The 14491-nt window shown below is 38.7% G+C and carries 12 protein-coding genes; 6 read left to right on the top strand and 6 right to left on the bottom strand.

Features of this window, described 5'->3' with window-relative positions:
• Positions 1-336 precede the first annotated feature (336 nt).
• The gene (gene nagE / locus G592_RS0102260) at positions 337-1776 is read right to left on the bottom strand and encodes an N-acetylglucosamine-specific PTS transporter subunit IIBC (RefSeq protein WP_028246378.1); all 1440 of its coding nucleotides are present in this window, start codon (positions 1774-1776) and stop codon (positions 337-339) included.
• A gap of 125 nt (positions 1777-1901) precedes the next feature.
• Between nagE and nagB the strand changes: the two genes are divergently transcribed.
• On the top strand, positions 1902-2666 hold the full coding sequence (gene nagB, locus G592_RS0102255) for a glucosamine-6-phosphate deaminase (RefSeq protein WP_028246377.1): 765 nt from the start codon (positions 1902-1904) through the stop codon (positions 2664-2666).
• On the top strand, positions 2663-3769 hold the full coding sequence (nagA, locus tag G592_RS0102250) for an N-acetylglucosamine-6-phosphate deacetylase (RefSeq protein WP_028246376.1): 1107 nt from the start codon (positions 2663-2665) through the stop codon (positions 3767-3769). Before nagB ends, nagA begins: the two co-directional genes overlap by 4 nt.
• A 34-nt stretch (positions 3770-3803) precedes the next feature.
• On the opposite strand, the gene G592_RS0102245 is transcribed toward nagA, so the two are convergent.
• Positions 3804-5402 (bottom strand): RsiV family protein, encoded by a 1599-nt coding sequence (locus tag G592_RS0102245; RefSeq protein WP_028246375.1) that lies wholly within the window; start codon positions 5400-5402, stop codon positions 3804-3806.
• A 209-nt stretch (positions 5403-5611) separates the two neighbouring features.
• Positions 5612-6232, bottom strand: coding sequence for a TetR/AcrR family transcriptional regulator (locus tag G592_RS0102240; RefSeq protein WP_028246374.1), 621 nt, complete (start codon positions 6230-6232; stop codon positions 5612-5614).
• A 128-nt stretch (positions 6233-6360) separates the two neighbouring features.
• On the opposite strand from G592_RS0102240, the gene G592_RS0102235 reads away from it, so the two are divergent.
• Complete coding sequence (locus G592_RS0102235; protein WP_028246373.1) at positions 6361-7845, top strand: radical SAM protein; 1485 nt, start codon at positions 6361-6363, stop codon at positions 7843-7845.
• Positions 7846-7915: 70 nt separating this feature from the next.
• Here the strand turns inward: G592_RS0102235 and G592_RS0102230 are convergent, their stop codons facing one another.
• On the bottom strand, positions 7916-8422 hold the full coding sequence (locus G592_RS0102230; RefSeq protein ID WP_028246372.1) for a GNAT family N-acetyltransferase: 507 nt from the start codon (positions 8420-8422) through the stop codon (positions 7916-7918).
• A 165-nt stretch (positions 8423-8587) separates the two neighbouring features.
• Here G592_RS0102230 and G592_RS17770 point away from each other — a divergent pair, with 165 nt between their 5' ends.
• The 3 genes from G592_RS17770 to G592_RS0102215 all read left to right on the top strand — a co-directional run bounded on the left by G592_RS17770 (position 8588) and on the right by G592_RS0102215 (position 10562).
• Positions 8588-9490: a GNAT family N-acetyltransferase gene (locus G592_RS17770; RefSeq protein ID WP_081660287.1), complete on the top strand. Its 903-nt coding sequence runs from the start codon at positions 8588-8590 to the stop codon at positions 9488-9490.
• A gap of 141 nt (positions 9491-9631) precedes the next feature.
• A complete protein-coding gene (locus tag G592_RS0102220; RefSeq protein ID WP_028246370.1) occupies positions 9632-10126 on the top strand; it encodes a GNAT family N-acetyltransferase in 495 nt (164 codons plus the stop codon).
• The gene (locus tag G592_RS0102215) at positions 10116-10562 is read left to right on the top strand and encodes a GNAT family N-acetyltransferase (RefSeq protein ID WP_028246369.1); all 447 of its coding nucleotides are present in this window, start codon (positions 10116-10118) and stop codon (positions 10560-10562) included. The genes G592_RS0102220 and G592_RS0102215 overlap by 11 nt, the downstream gene beginning before the upstream one ends.
• A 55-nt stretch (positions 10563-10617) precedes the next feature.
• On the opposite strand, the gene G592_RS17765 is transcribed toward G592_RS0102215, so the two are convergent.
• Complete coding sequence (locus G592_RS17765) at positions 10618-11628, bottom strand: TraX family protein (RefSeq protein ID WP_028246368.1); 1011 nt, start codon at positions 11626-11628, stop codon at positions 10618-10620.
• A gap of 172 nt (positions 11629-11800) precedes the next feature.
• Positions 11801-14047: a glycoside hydrolase family 31 protein gene (locus G592_RS0102205; protein ID WP_028246367.1), complete on the bottom strand. Its 2247-nt coding sequence runs from the start codon at positions 14045-14047 to the stop codon at positions 11801-11803.
• Positions 14048-14491 lie beyond the last annotated feature (444 nt).

Here is a 14491-nt window from a genome sequence, read left to right as displayed (position 1 = left end):
CGATTAGTAGAAGCTCCATTGATAAATCTTATGATTTAGACATCTCAAGCTTAGTTATTTTATCAATGACAAGCGAAAACACTTGGTTTATAGCTTACAAATTGATAAAGCAATCTTAAGGGACCTTGGTTAGAGGTTGTGACTTGCCACAATCCCAGTTTCAAGCCTGCTTGACTACCATTTATATGGCTATTGGTGCAGTGTCAAGAGAGCGCAGCTCCCGAAGGGCTTGCTCTTGATACAAGACAAGGCCATATAAACTGTAGCATGCAGGTTGAAACAAATAAAAAGAGAAGCCGGTAAATATCGACTTCTCTTAATCAGATAAACTAATCTTTACATCAGTTTCTTAATCTCATCATATACAAACTGTACCTTTGGTCCTACAACAACCTGAACTGTATTCTTAGATGGTCTTACGATACCAGGTACGCCTGAGCTCTTAATTTTCTTTTCATCAACCTGAGTGTAGTCCTCAACTTCTACGCGAACTCTGGTAGCACAATAATCAATCTCTTTGATATTGGCTTTTCCACCAAGTCCACCAAGAATTATAGTTGCCATCAACTCAAAGTCTGAATTACCGATTTCGATATTCTCTTCATCTTCCTCGTCATCCTCGCGTCCTGGAGTCTTAAGGTCAAACTTCGTAATTACGAATCTAAATAATACATAATATACAACTGCAAATGCAGCACCTATTGGCAACAGGAGCCAAGGATTTACAGCCATAGGAGCCTTAAAGCTCAAAAGCCAATCTACGAAACCTGCAGAGAAATTGAAACCAACTCTAAATGGAAGAGCGGCACAGATTGCTGCAGAAATACCTGTAAGGATTGCATGTACAAGGTAAAGTCCAGGAGCCATGAACATGAATGAGAACTCAAGTGGCTCTGTGATACCTGTGAAGATAGAAGCAACGGCACCAGCCATTAATAATGAAGCTGCAACCTTCTTCTTTGAATCCTTTGCTGTGTGGTACATAGCAAGTGCACCTGCTGGAAGACCAAACATCATAACTGGGAAGAAACCTGTCATGTACTGACCGGTAACACCCTTTACTGCTCCATCAGCGCCTGACCAGAATAAGCCAAGATCGTTGATTCCTGCAGTATCAAACCAGAATACTGCATTCAAAGCATGATGCAATCCAAGTGGAATCAATGCTCTGTTAAGCATAGCGTAGATACCTGCGCCCACTGGTCCAAGACCAAGGATTGATGTACCAAAAGCTACAAGGGCACCATAGATAATTGGCCATACGAAATAAAGAACTATAGATGCAACTATAGATGCCATAGCAGTTACAATAGCAACACATCGTTTACCACTAAAGAACGCCAGCCAATCCGGTAGCTGGGTACTTCTAAATCGGTTGTAACAGCTGGAACCAATGAGACCAGAGAGAATACCTATGAAGGCATTGCTGATTTTTCCGAAAGCTGCTGGAACCTCAGCTGTATCAACGCCTCTGTACATTGCAACTGCACCAGTGCTAAGAAGTGTAGTAATCATGAGGAATGAAACGATACCAGCTAAAGCACTGGTTCCATCATGATCCTTCGCCATACCAACAGCTACACCTACTGCAAAAAGAATAGGAATCTGGTCGATGATAGCAGAAGCAGCCTTAATTAAGAATGCTGCTATGATACTGTTAGCACCCCAACCTGTTGGGTCAATCCAGTAACCAAGGCCATAAAGGATACCTGCTGCAGGCAGGACAGCTACTGGAAGCATCAATGATTTACCGATTTTTTGTAAATACTTCATCATAATTCTCAATCTCCCTTCGTTAAATGATATGACAATTATATCATTTTGTTTTTATATTTAGAATATTCTCATTATTTATTTTTTGACAAATTAACCATATAATTAGGTCATAGGAGGTGCGTATCATGCGAATTTACAAAGCTAAGGATTATAATGATTTAAGTAGAAAAGCTGCCAACATTATTTCAGCACAGATTATTATGAAACCTGATGCGGTCATTGGACTGGCCACTGGTGCATCTCCAATCGGAACATACAAGCAGCTTATTGAATGGTATAACAAAGGTGATTTGGATTTTTCGGAAATACGAAGCGTAAATCTGGATGAATATAAAGGACTTTCTGCGGACAATCCTCAAAGCTATGCCTACTTTATGCATACCAACCTTTTTAACTATGTGAATATTCCACCTGAAAATATAAACATTCCAAACGGTCTGGAATTTGATGATGCAATAGAATGTGCCAGATATGACACTGTCCTTCAAAATCTTGGCGGAATAGATTTGCAGCTTCTTGGCATAGGCGGAAACGGACATATAGGATTCAATGAACCTGGTAACAATTTCGATAAAAGTACTCACTGTGTAGCCCTTAGCGAAAACACTATTCAGGCCAACTCGAGATTTTTTGAGTCAATTGATGAAGTGCCAAAATTCGCATATACCATGGGAATCAAAAATATCATGCAGGCAAAAAGCATACTTCTTATTGCCTCAGGTGAGGCAAAAGCTCAGGCAATGTATGATGCATTTTATGGTCCAATTACTCCATCCTGCCCTGGCTCCATCCTACAGCTTCACAACAATGTAACCGTAGTTGCAGATGAAGCCGCACTTTCACTTATATTAAAGAAACACAAAATTACTTCTGGAGGTCACATCCTATGATTATCAAAAATGGAAATGTTTTCTGCGATGATGGTCATTTTGAAATAAAAGATATTTTGGTCGATGATGGTCGAATCACTGATAATATAAATTCTGCCAAAGCTGACGGAATAGAAATTGATGCAAATCGTAAATACGTTATTCCGGGTCTTGTAGACATACACTCTCATGGTGCTGTTGGCCACGATTTCTGTGATGCTGATTCTGAAGGATTAAGGGATATATTAAAATATGAAAAGAGCTGTGGCATCACCAGCTACTGTCCTACATCCATGACACTTTCAAAAGAAATGCTTTTGGAAATATTTAAATCTGCTACCGAAATTCAGCCTTCACCTGAGTTGTCTCACATTGCAGGAATCAACATGGAGGGGCCTTTTATTGCAGACAGCAAAAAGGGGGCACAGAATGGAAAATATATTTCCAAACCAGATGTGGAAATGTTTGAAGAAATTTTCAAGGCTTCCGGAAATCTTATTAAACTTGTTACCCTTGCACCAGAAGTGGAAGGCTCGAAGAAATTTATAGAAAAGCTTCACGATAAGGTTACCATCTCAGTGGGACACACAGATGCGAACTATGATGAATCTACTGCTGCATTTACTGCAGGCGCTAATCACGTCACACATCTTTGCAATGCCATGCCACCATTTCATCATCGTGATCCTGGAGTTTATGGAGCTGCTGCTGATAATGAAGATGTTTTTGTGGAGCTTATTTCAGATGGAATCCATATCCATCCTGCAATGATTCGCTCCATCTTCAAGCTCTTTGGCTCGAACCGAATCTGTCTCATCAGCGATTCCATGGAAGCTACCGGAATGCCTGATGGCGATTACGAACTTGGTAAGCAGCATGTTATCAAAAAAGGCTTCCACGCCACTTTGGAAGATGGCACTCTGGCCGGCTCAGCCACCAATCTTTTTGATTGTATGAGAAGAGCTATTGAATTTGGTATTAAACCTGAGGATGCTATAAAGGCTGCCAGTGTTACCCCTGCAAAAAGTATTGGAATCTACCCTGAAGTGGGAAGCCTAAAAGTTGGTGCGAAAGCTGATGTACTGATACTTGATGAGAATTTTAATCTTGAAAAAGTTCTTTAAAAAAGAGGTGTTCAATCAAGAACACCTCTTTTCATTATCCGGCATACCATAGAGTTTCAAATACATCCTCTGCATTCATGCCATTTATTTCTATATCACTAACATATCCTTCACCAAGTGGGTCCTCCAAGTGGAAACGAATGATACGTCCGTCTTTTATTGTACAATCCACCTCATCAGTTCCATTGGTACGAATGATGCTGTAAGCTTCTCCTGCTGGAAGTGTGACAGTCTCTCCTGTTTCCTCACCTGCCTCGTCTACTACAGGAACTGTAAGCTCTACCTTTGATATCAAATCACACTGCTTTGAAATCATAGCCTTATAAAATTTTTCTAAAGGTGTAAATGTCCCATCACTTTCAAAAGAATAGTATCTTGTGCCATCGAATGTACAAAGCATATCAAAGCGACTTGCAAATGCTACATTAGCTGGGTCACATGGAACTATTTCATAAAAGTCATCAGTTGTTCCTGTCTCGCCCTGATCAAAGTAATCATTTGATACCTGCTGGATTTTACCATCTAAAGAATAAACATAACTGCAGTTATAATCACTGTCACCTGTGGTCATAATCATAAGATTTTCTTTACCATCTGGTGTATGGATAATAAATGCATCAACATCCCATACATATAAATCATCAGTAGTAAATGTCTCACCATCCTTGTTGATAGTCAAAGACTGAATATAATACATGTCTGGGTTTTCTGGGTCATAATTAGGTGTGATTGTTATATTATCTTCCTGACCATCAACTATATCCATATGGTAGCTATCTGGAAAATAAAGTGGTATTTCTGAAATATAACCGACCTTTGAATCAGGCACATAGTCCTGTTTAAAAAGAGTGCTATCATATGGCATGCTAACTGTCAGTACACCTGATGCGTAAGCTGCGATATCATTTGCGAAATAGAAAGTAATGCCATTTGAATCAAATGCCCACTTGTACTCATTCAAGTTCATCCTTGAAAGTATATTATCCAAATCGTAATTAAATTCGCTTGCTCCGTATTTATCTGTTAAAATCTTAAACAATTCCTTTTGGAAGGCCCCTTTATTAGTTAACACCTCCTCAAGTGAAAGCTCTTTTCCTGTCTGCACATCAAAATTAAAGCTGTTATAGCCAGTATAACCATGGGCTCCTGCAGCGTACTCAGAACATTGATCCACAAAGCTTATTACCTTTTCATCTGCTCTTCTCATGAAAAGGTCTGACTCAAGAATAAATGTATTAACTTCTCCACTTTCCCTTTGCTGTTTGCTCACGTCAAGGTATTCATCATGTAGCTCCTGATATTTCATAACACGGTCACTCATGCTGGCTTCAAATGCTTCTGCCAATGCAGGATATGCATCCTTAGTCTCTGGTGACAATACATATTTATCGTAATGACCTGTCAAATATGGGTCTGTATATACACCATCTGCATAGGCTTCTTCAAATAAATATTCCTTACTGCAGAATATTTCAGGCCTGCCTCCAACAGCATTCTGAGGCGCTTCCTCTGTTTCCTGACCAACCGGATTTACCGGTTCTTCCTCTGGAACTGGATTGAAAACTGTATTTTTGCAGCCTGTGATTGCAAGTGCAATACATGCAATAGCTAATAAAGCGTTTATCTTTCTCATCACCACAATCTCCTTTTCCGTAACAGTATACCACATATGTGCTTTTATACCAAAATAGCACCATATATTTTGCAATGTATTATATGCACCATATTCTTATCATAGTGACATTATTCCATCATCACCATGGCGGAATGATGACACATGGCAAGGCATAAATTGTTACTCTAAAAATTAAGCTCCGCGGACTCATTTCCGCGGAGCATTTTTTATCCAAACTTCTTCAAAATATTATCGAAAAGCTCTACACAAATAGTGGCCATTTCCTTATCATCTTCCTTCATGCCATCCCTAAACCAGCTTATGAGAATTTGAAAGAAGGCTGACTCAGCGCCAATTCTGATATATTTTAATTCTGTATCCTTTGTAGGGTATAGCAGTTCAAAAATAGATTTGCCGGAAAAAAGTTCATTCTGAAGAATTCCAGCTTTGTCAAAAAGTGAAATGATTTCTTTGTCCTCTCGAACTGTACGGAATACATCTTCAAACCACAGCTGAGGCTTTTCATGGAACTCTGGCTTTTCACATAAATCTGAAATGCTGTTAATAAGCTTGTCCCCAAGCTCTCGAAGTATTTCTTCCTTATCGGCATAGTTGCGATAAAATGCAGTTCTTGAAACTCCCGCACGTCTTACTATCTCACTAACTGTAATCTTGTCATATGGATGCTCACTCATGAGATGCATCATCGCCAGCTGCAGACATTCCCTGGTCAACTGATTTGATTCCCTATTGTTCATTCTGAGAACTTCTTTTTTCTGTAACTCAGTTACAGACTCTGTTTTATTTTCCACCATAATTCCACCCCATTCTGTTACAAAATCAGCCATTTTGTAACACCAAATCAATATTTTTCTTTATGTAATGTCCGTGCCCCACTCTGTTGTATTTTACGAAAATTGACGTTACACTTGTAACATCAGAACAATTGTAACACTAGAAAAAAAGGGGGACAAGTATGAATTTTGTTGAGGATGTAAAACACAAAGCGGAAAGACAGGCTTTTAGTAAATTGATAGATCATTTTCTTGCTAATCTTGATGATACAGAAAATAGAACTGAGACATATCTAAAGCTTGTAGATCAGGCAGAACTTTTCTTTGGGAAGAATGGGGCTCGCAAAGAAAAGCTAGAAGCTGCTCGTGCGGCTTTCAAGGATCCTGATAACAGATGGGTAAAATTCATTAATACGGTCGTTGATGAAACTGACCCACATGTAGCAAAGATGACTATGCTTAATCTTGGTTATGAAGCCTTTTTCAGAGGAACAAAAACCATCAGAGCAAACAGAGAAAAATATGGATGCAATATTCCATGGCTGATTCTTTTTGATCCTACCAGTGCCTGCAATATGCACTGCAAGGGATGCTGGTCTGGCACTTATGGTCCTAAGCATAATCTTTCCTTTGAAGATATGGATAAAATCGTCACTCAGGGAAAAGAGCTGGGTATATATTTATATATGATGACCGGTGGAGAACCACTTGTTAGAAAGAAGGATGTGCTCAAGCTTGCTGAAAAGCACAATGACGTAGAATTTTCAATCTATGATAACTCTACTCTTATTGACGACGATTTCTGTAAGGAAGTTGTGCGACTTGGTAATATAACCTTCCAGCTTTCTATAGAAGGTACGCCTGAGACAAATGATTCCAGACGTGGTAGCGGTCACTATGATGCAGTAATGAATGCTATGGATTTATTCAAGAAATACGGAATTATTTATGGCACTTCTATCTGCTACACAAGAGAAAATATTGAAGCTGTAACAAATCCAGAATTTATTAAATTTATCGCTGATAAGGGTGCTAGATTTGGTTTCTTCTTCCACTATATGCCAGTTGGAAACAATGCTGTTCCAGAGCTCATGCCTACTGTTGAGCAGCGTGCAAAAATGGTAGAACAAATTCGATACTTAAGAAGTGATAAGTGCGATATAGGATTCTTCCCAATGGATTTCCAGAATGACGGTGAGGCTGTTGGTGGCTGCATCGCAGGAGGCCGCAACTATTTCCATATCAACTCAAACGGAGATGCTGAGCCTTGCGTGTTTGTACATTTTTCAAATACAAATATCCACACTCATTCTATTCTTGAAATGCTTCAAAGTCCTTTATTCATGGAATACCACAAGGGACAGCCTTTCAACAAAAATCATTTACGACCATGTCCTATGCTTGAAAATCCTGAGCTATTAAGACAGATGGTTGAACGTTCTGGTGCTCATGGCACCAATGAGGAATCTGAGGAAAGCGTTGAACATCTTTGCAGTAAATGCGATAAATATGCGGCTGAATGGGCTCCAGTTGCAGATAAAATCTGGAATCAACAGACTCATGAGAAGAAAGCATATGAAAATTATGCCACTGAAAGACGTGATACCGACCAAGTGTCTCCTAAACATTCAATTAAGCAAAAGTTAACTCATCACAAGGGCGCATAAATCCAAGAGAATTAAAAATAAAAAAGAGCTGGCACTTGAGTTTTGCTCAGGTGCCAGTTCTTATTATTTATTAGTTCTTAGCAATTCTAGTGTAATAGTTGATTTCGTCTTCACGAACTATTTTAGCTCCATTGCTCATCTGTACTTTGATAGAAGCTTTATTATCCTTATGAACAGATAAATAGTATTCATCTTCTTCAATTATATCTTTGCCCACAGCGAGAAGTAGCTCTAAGCCTTTTGTTGCGTAACCATTACCTCTAGAATCCTTACGTATTCCATATCCAATATGTCCTGCATTTTCTCTGAGGAAATCATTTAAATAATGGCGCAGTCTAAATAGACCAACCACCTTATCATCATCCCATAAAAAGAAGTCAGTCTGAGGAACAAATCCATCCGGCAAATCCAATCCCTTTGAATTGTTAATCTTCTTAGGCAATATCGTATTTACGTATTCATCAAAGCTGGCACCAAACTCAGGATTTGTAAATCCATTTTCATCTTCCGGCATCTGGGCAAACATTTCATACTCTGCTTTAGCATCCTCAATATTAGCTTCTTTCAGGTAAATCATGGTAGCCTCCTTCATTAAGTACATATGATTTTTAGGTAATTTTTCTAATCATTGTACTTTATTGCATTGGAAATAGCTATTAGTTTTTATGGCTATTTGAAAGCAAATAGGGTAAAATGTTTACCAAATTATACGTAGTGTAGATAACTCGAACTGGGGGATAAAATGTTACCAACAATAGACGACGCATTAAAAGAATTGGAAATTGCTGGGGGAATTAATCCAGGACCTTGGACTAAGCATTCTGAAAATGTAGGAATAGCTGCCAGGAATATTGCTGAGAAAATACCTGGCATGGATGCTGAGAAAGCATATATTTTAGGATTATTACATGATATCGGTAGACGTATAAAGTTTGGACCTGTTGATATTCCTACACATGTATATGAAGGCTACAAGTACTGTATAAAAAAAGGCTGGGAAATTGCTTTTGACATAAAGGAGCACTTCGAGGAACAAATGGGCTGCTCTATTTATGATGTTCTGCCTGATATTGGCAAGACTACTCTTTTAACTCCAAAGCCTTGGAGACCTCCTTTGAAGTTGATATGTCCAACTATGGAATATGCTGATGCTATACAGGAATACCGAAAAGCATTTCTTGAGTCAGGTGATTCCATGGATGGTTGCGGTCATCTACGAAGATATGATAACTCTCAAGATTGGATAGATGAAATACATGCCTTAGAGCATATTGAAACTACTCCACCTAACTGGGTTCCTTGCTCACAGTTTATCCTTGTAAGATCAGAGGACAATAAGATGCTTGGATCAATCCAAATTAGGCACCATTTGAATGATTTCTTAGGAAAGTTTGGAGGTCATATAGGTTACTCAGTTTGCCCTAGCGAAAGAAGAAAAGGCTATGCCACTCAGATGCTTAGAAGCATTTTGCCGGAATGTGCCGCCTTAGGAATTGATAAGGTTCTTATCACCTGCATTCAGGGCAATGAAGGAAGTAAACGCACCATCCTAAAAAATGGAGGTGTTTACGAGTCCACTGTATATGAGCCTGAGGAGGACGTTTATTTAGAGAGATATTGGATTGATCTTTCCGATTACCAGTGATTAAGAATCTAGGTTAATGAAAATAGCTTAAATCACTGCCTGACCTTTGAGCCACTTACTTTTTTCAATATATAGGGTTAAATTTCATATATTGAAAAAAGCAATTAATATCAAATAGAAGCAGTACTTTTGAGGTACCACATGAACATTACCATAAAAAACATGAAAACAATTGAAGAAACAAAAGGCAAAGCCTATGTTCACTGGAAAGCTTGGCATGAAGCATACACTGGGATTGTAAGTCAGGAATACCTTGATGCCCTTACTCTTGAAAAATGTGAAGACATAGCATTTCAATGGCCAGATAATCTCCTTGTGGCCAAAAATAATGAGCAGGTAATTGGCTTTGCAGGCTTTGGTAAATATAGAAATGATGAGCTTGAAAACACTGGAGAAATCTTTGCTATTTATATTTTGGAACAATATTATGGCAAGGGTGTAGGTTACAAACTTATGCATGAAGCACTAGATCACTTATCCACATATTCCAAAGTTGCAGTGTGGGTTTTAAAGGATAATAAGCGTGCCATAAGCTTCTATGAAAAATGCGGTTTTAAATGTGACGGTAGAGAGGAAACAATTGAACTTGTTTCCCCAATCACAGAAATAAGGATGGTGCTATCTAATGATAGTTGAAGTAAACGAAAATAATTTATTAGAAGCTGCTACAGTGCATTCTATTTCATGGAAAGAATCTCACCGCTCTTTTTGCTCAGAAGATTTCATCGAACTTCATTCGCCAGAAAGACAGTTATCGTATATACGAAATAAAGTAGACGCCGGCAGCAAATTCTTTATGCTAGTTGAAGATGCCCCAATTGGAGTAGTATCCATAACTGACAGCCTTATTGAGGATTTATACATTCTACCAAATGAACAGAATAAGGGATATGGCACATCCCTCTTACAATTTGCTATCAGCCAATGCACCACCACTCCTACTCTATGGATTTTAGAAAATAACGTAAATGCGGAACGCCTTTATCTAAGAATGGGATTTGAAAGAACCGGAAAAGTTAATTCTATTACAGATAAACTTGATGAGATAGAGTTTGCATTATCAAAAGATTAAATATAAAAAAAGTGACCACGCCAAGGTGGTCACTTTTTCTTTCATGCTTTCCTATTTATTTGATTGCAAATCCTACAACACCCAATGCATAAGCCACTAAATACAACAAGCCTATGTGAACTGGATAAAAGGCGTAGAAGATATACTTATTAATCTTTGGACCTCTTTCACCATTATATTTACGAACAGGAATAAGCATGAAAAATGCAGTTACTTCTGAGAGATTCAATATTGTGAGCACTGTGCAGCCAAAAGCAAAGGCCTTTGCTTTTTGTGATCTAAAAATGTACATGACTGCAATTGTAAGAACGCCCATACCTGAATAGTCTGTCTTAAGGAATTCAGCAATCATTCCGAATACCGAAATGCTCACTGCTGCAGCCACAAAATTAATTCTTCTTGTACTATCCCAGCCTCTTCCAAGTAATGTCCAAACGATAAAGGTAACCAAAGCACCTACAGCACAATAAACATATACAGGTATTTTCATAACCTCATTGATAATCATCCCTGGATTATTAACACTAAATAAATAACCTATAAAAGCTCCTAATACAAGTGTAGATGGGATAAACAACATTGCTACTTTTTTATTCCATTCACGCTTAGCACCGAATTCATCCATAGCCCAGATGCAAAGAAGTCCCAGTAACAATGTAAAGAAAACATTCTGATAACCTGGATAAAATAGTTTGTTCTTAAAACCAAGGTCAAATGGTATTTCTGAGATTGCTGCAAAAGCTGCAAGATTTAAAGCATACTTTTTTACGCTTCTTGTGTGTGTATATCCTTCCACTAAAAGATATACAAATAACGGAAATCCAAATCTACCAATTAATCTTAAAATAATAGGTCCAAATGTCCACATTGGATGACTAGTAACCCATGCTACCTGCTCGTCAAGACTATCCAAATGCGCTGCATTCATTAGCAACGCCTGCTTGTTCTCCAAGATAACCGCAGCAAAATGATCTATAAACATTGCAACCAATGCAATTATTTTTAGTGTTGTTCCGTTAATTCCGCGTCTGGTTTCTACTCCAGACATGGTCATTATTCCGTCCATAAACATTTCCTCCTCTGAAATCTCTAGTTAGTATAATACACAAAGTCATTATTTAGGGCAAAATAAATGGGACAAACAACAGTATTTTGTGATTAACTGCAATGTTAATCCTATTCATATAATCATATTGTATAAAATAAATGGAGAGCATTTAGCGCTCTCCATTTTTATTCTATAGCTTTATAACATTAATGTCTTTGTATTTCTCATAACCTTCATGAAGCATATCAGTCTCAAGCTTTCCATCTTCATATGTGAAACTATAGAGATTATATTCTCCATCCAGATATGAGAAATCTTCTCCATTATCCTGGTAATGTGAACCCCAGGCACTTTCTCCCGCCACAAGTAATTCCAATGTATCGTATGGCTTTTCACCTACATACTGCACTGGCTCATACATAGGAATGATGCTACCCTCTTTGATGAAGATTGGAAGAATGTCAATTGGTGCATCTACAATGATGTAATTTCCACCAGCATGGCGCTCCTTTGTCCAATAATTAATCCATGTGCCTGTTGGAAGATATACCATTCTCTTTGAAGCACCCTGATCTACAACTGGAGCTACAAGCATATTTTCACCAACAAGGTACTCATCATTAAGATTGTATGTGTTCTCATCATCCTCATAGTGAAGAACTAGTGGACGCATTACAGGAAGACCTGTAAGCTGGCACTCAAATAATAAATCATAAATATATGGCAGAAAACGATAATGAAGCTCTACGTATTTACGATATACATTTACAGTCTCTTCGCCAAAGTGCCATGGTTCCTGCATTCTGTGACCCTTTGCACAGTGGTTTCTAAAGAATGTTGAGAATACTGCAGCCTCAATCCATCTCATAAGAAGTTCTGGCTTTGTATCTCCTCCAAATCCACCTATATCTGTTCCTGCAATAGGAAATCCACTAATACCCAGGTTGCAAAGCTGTGGAATCAGCATCTGAAGATGTGGCCATACACTCTGATTGTCACCTGTCCATACAGCAGTATACTTCTGAGAGCCGCTATAACATGCGCGTGTGATAACAAGTGGGCGCTTTCCGGTAAGCTCTTTCATACCTTCGAAAGTAGCCTTACTCATAAAATGACCATATACATTATGCATCTCACTGTGGTCAGTCTCTCTATCATTTACATGGAACTGTACATCAAGTGGAAGTGGTCCCTTAAAGCTGGCAGGCTCATTCATATCATTCCAGATACCCTGCATTCCCATGTCCACAAGCTTCTTATGACTCTTGCTCCACCAGTTTCTTACTTCTTCTTTACCAAAGTCTGGGAACACAGAATCCCCTGGCCAAACTTCATTTACATAAACCTTACCATCCTTATCCTTGGCAAAATAATCTTTCTCCATGCCTTCGTCGTACATGAAGTAACCTTTATCTTCCTTTACGCCTGGGTCAATTATGCAAACTGCTTTAAAACCATCCTCTGCAAGTTCCTTAATGAGCTGTCCCTTTGGCTCGTATTTTTCCTCATCCCAAGTGAATACTCTGAAGCCATCCATGTAGTCGATATCGTACTGGACAGTCTCGCAAGGGATTCTGTTTTCTCGCATCTTTGTGGCAACTTCACGAATGTCCTTTGCACTCTCATATCCCCAACGACACTGGTGATATCCCAATGTCCAAAGCTGTGGAAGTGGCGCACGACCTGTAAGATATGTGTAATGCTCCACAATATCTGTCATCTTTTCGCCCGCCATGAAGTAGAAATCAAGGTTTCCATCATCTGCCCCATAGCAGAAATATTCAGTACTCTCTTTACCAAGGTCCAGATAGCTGTGAAAAGTATTGTCGAAGAAAAGACCATAGGTGTAGCCTGGTCGCTTTCCAATAATAAATGGAATTGATTTATAGAGAGCTGGCATGTTCTCCATGTGCATCTGCGGAATGTCTGAGTTCCAGTTCTCATAAGCATAGCCTCGCTTATTTAAGAAGCCAGTCTTATCACCTGTGCCGTAGAATCTGTCTTCTGGATTAAGTTTGAAAAGCTGCTGCACCTTATGATTCTTATATTGGTCAGAGTTGAAAAGATGCCCTTCAGCAATAAGAAGTGCCAACGCTTCCTCTGACAATCCACCCATTATAGTACGGCTGCCATCATAACTTGAAAGAAGTTCATCTGAGAATTTATCCATAAATTTGAAGCTAAAATCATCCCCCAGCTGAAGAATAACCGAGCCTGTTGTAATAGAAAGATGTTCCTCTGCCTGTGATACCTCAAAATCAACAGGCACCTGTGGATTACCCTCGATGGCAACTGACTTGTAATACTTTATCCAATAAGGAACTAATACCCTGATAATTTCTTCTGTAATTACCTGAATAATTACTTCCTGATTTTCATATTTGACTGTAACCTGATTGTCCTCGGTTACATATCCCAATAACTTGCCAAATTCCATAAAATACCCTCCTTGCGTGATGTCTAAAAGTAGAATATCACAAGACTGGAAACGTTTCCAGTAGTAAATAAAAATCTTATCTGCATTAAGATTAAACTTCAATAAAGAGAAGTTTAACCCAGAGGTCTAGTCAGTGAAGGCTAGGCCTCTTTTTATTTGAGCTTTGTTCATTCTATCTGCCAAGAGTCCCAGTCAAGTGCAAGGCCTGGCGGCTCGGCTTCGCCGCCTCTTGACAGCGCCTCTTTTGGCAGATACTAGGCAAACAAGCTCAAAAAAATAGGACTGTGGCGAGGCCCTTTGTCAAAAGATAACGAGAATATGCAATTTATAAGAATGGCTCTGACAAAAATTTGCCTGCAAGTTCCTTATTTTGTCACTGGACAACGAAGGTATGCGACTTACAGAACGCTTCCTGACAAAAAATGACTATTATTAAAGTTTTTT

This window comes from Pseudobutyrivibrio ruminis CF1b (assembly GCF_000424005.1).
Lineage (GTDB): Bacteria > Bacillota > Clostridia > Lachnospirales > Lachnospiraceae > Pseudobutyrivibrio > Pseudobutyrivibrio ruminis_C.
Note: the sequence above shows the minus strand (reverse complement) of the source record. Positions and strands in the feature narration are given on the sequence as shown.

Bases quoted from the DNA above. Each gene is read 5' to 3' on its own strand.
- G592_RS17765 (WP_028246368.1), bottom strand. From the start codon at position 11,628: ATGGACGGAATAATGACCATGTCTGGAGTAGAAACCAGACGCGGAATT.
- G592_RS0102235 (WP_028246373.1), top strand. From the start codon at position 6,361: ATGAATTTTGTTGAGGATGTAAAACACAAAGCGGAAAGACAGGCTTTT.
- nagA (WP_028246376.1), top strand. From the start codon at position 2,663: ATGATTATCAAAAATGGAAATGTTTTCTGCGATGATGGTCATTTTGAA.
- G592_RS17770 (WP_081660287.1), top strand. From the start codon at position 8,588: ATGTTACCAACAATAGACGACGCATTAAAAGAATTGGAAATTGCTGGG.
- G592_RS0102245 (WP_028246375.1), bottom strand. From the start codon at position 5,402: ATGAGAAAGATAAACGCTTTATTAGCTATTGCATGTATTGCACTTGCA.
- nagE (WP_028246378.1), bottom strand. From the start codon at position 1,776: ATGATGAAGTATTTACAAAAAATCGGTAAATCATTGATGCTTCCAGTA.
- G592_RS0102230 (WP_028246372.1), bottom strand. From the start codon at position 8,422: ATGATTTACCTGAAAGAAGCTAATATTGAGGATGCTAAAGCAGAGTAT.
- G592_RS0102240 (WP_028246374.1), bottom strand. From the start codon at position 6,232: ATGGCTGATTTTGTAACAGAATGGGGTGGAATTATGGTGGAAAATAAA.
- G592_RS0102205 (WP_028246367.1), bottom strand. From the start codon at position 14,047: ATGGAATTTGGCAAGTTATTGGGATATGTAACCGAGGACAATCAGGTT.
- nagB (WP_028246377.1), top strand. From the start codon at position 1,902: ATGCGAATTTACAAAGCTAAGGATTATAATGATTTAAGTAGAAAAGCT.
- G592_RS0102215 (WP_028246369.1), top strand. From the start codon at position 10,116: ATGATAGTTGAAGTAAACGAAAATAATTTATTAGAAGCTGCTACAGTG.
- G592_RS0102220 (WP_028246370.1), top strand. From the start codon at position 9,632: ATGAACATTACCATAAAAAACATGAAAACAATTGAAGAAACAAAAGGC.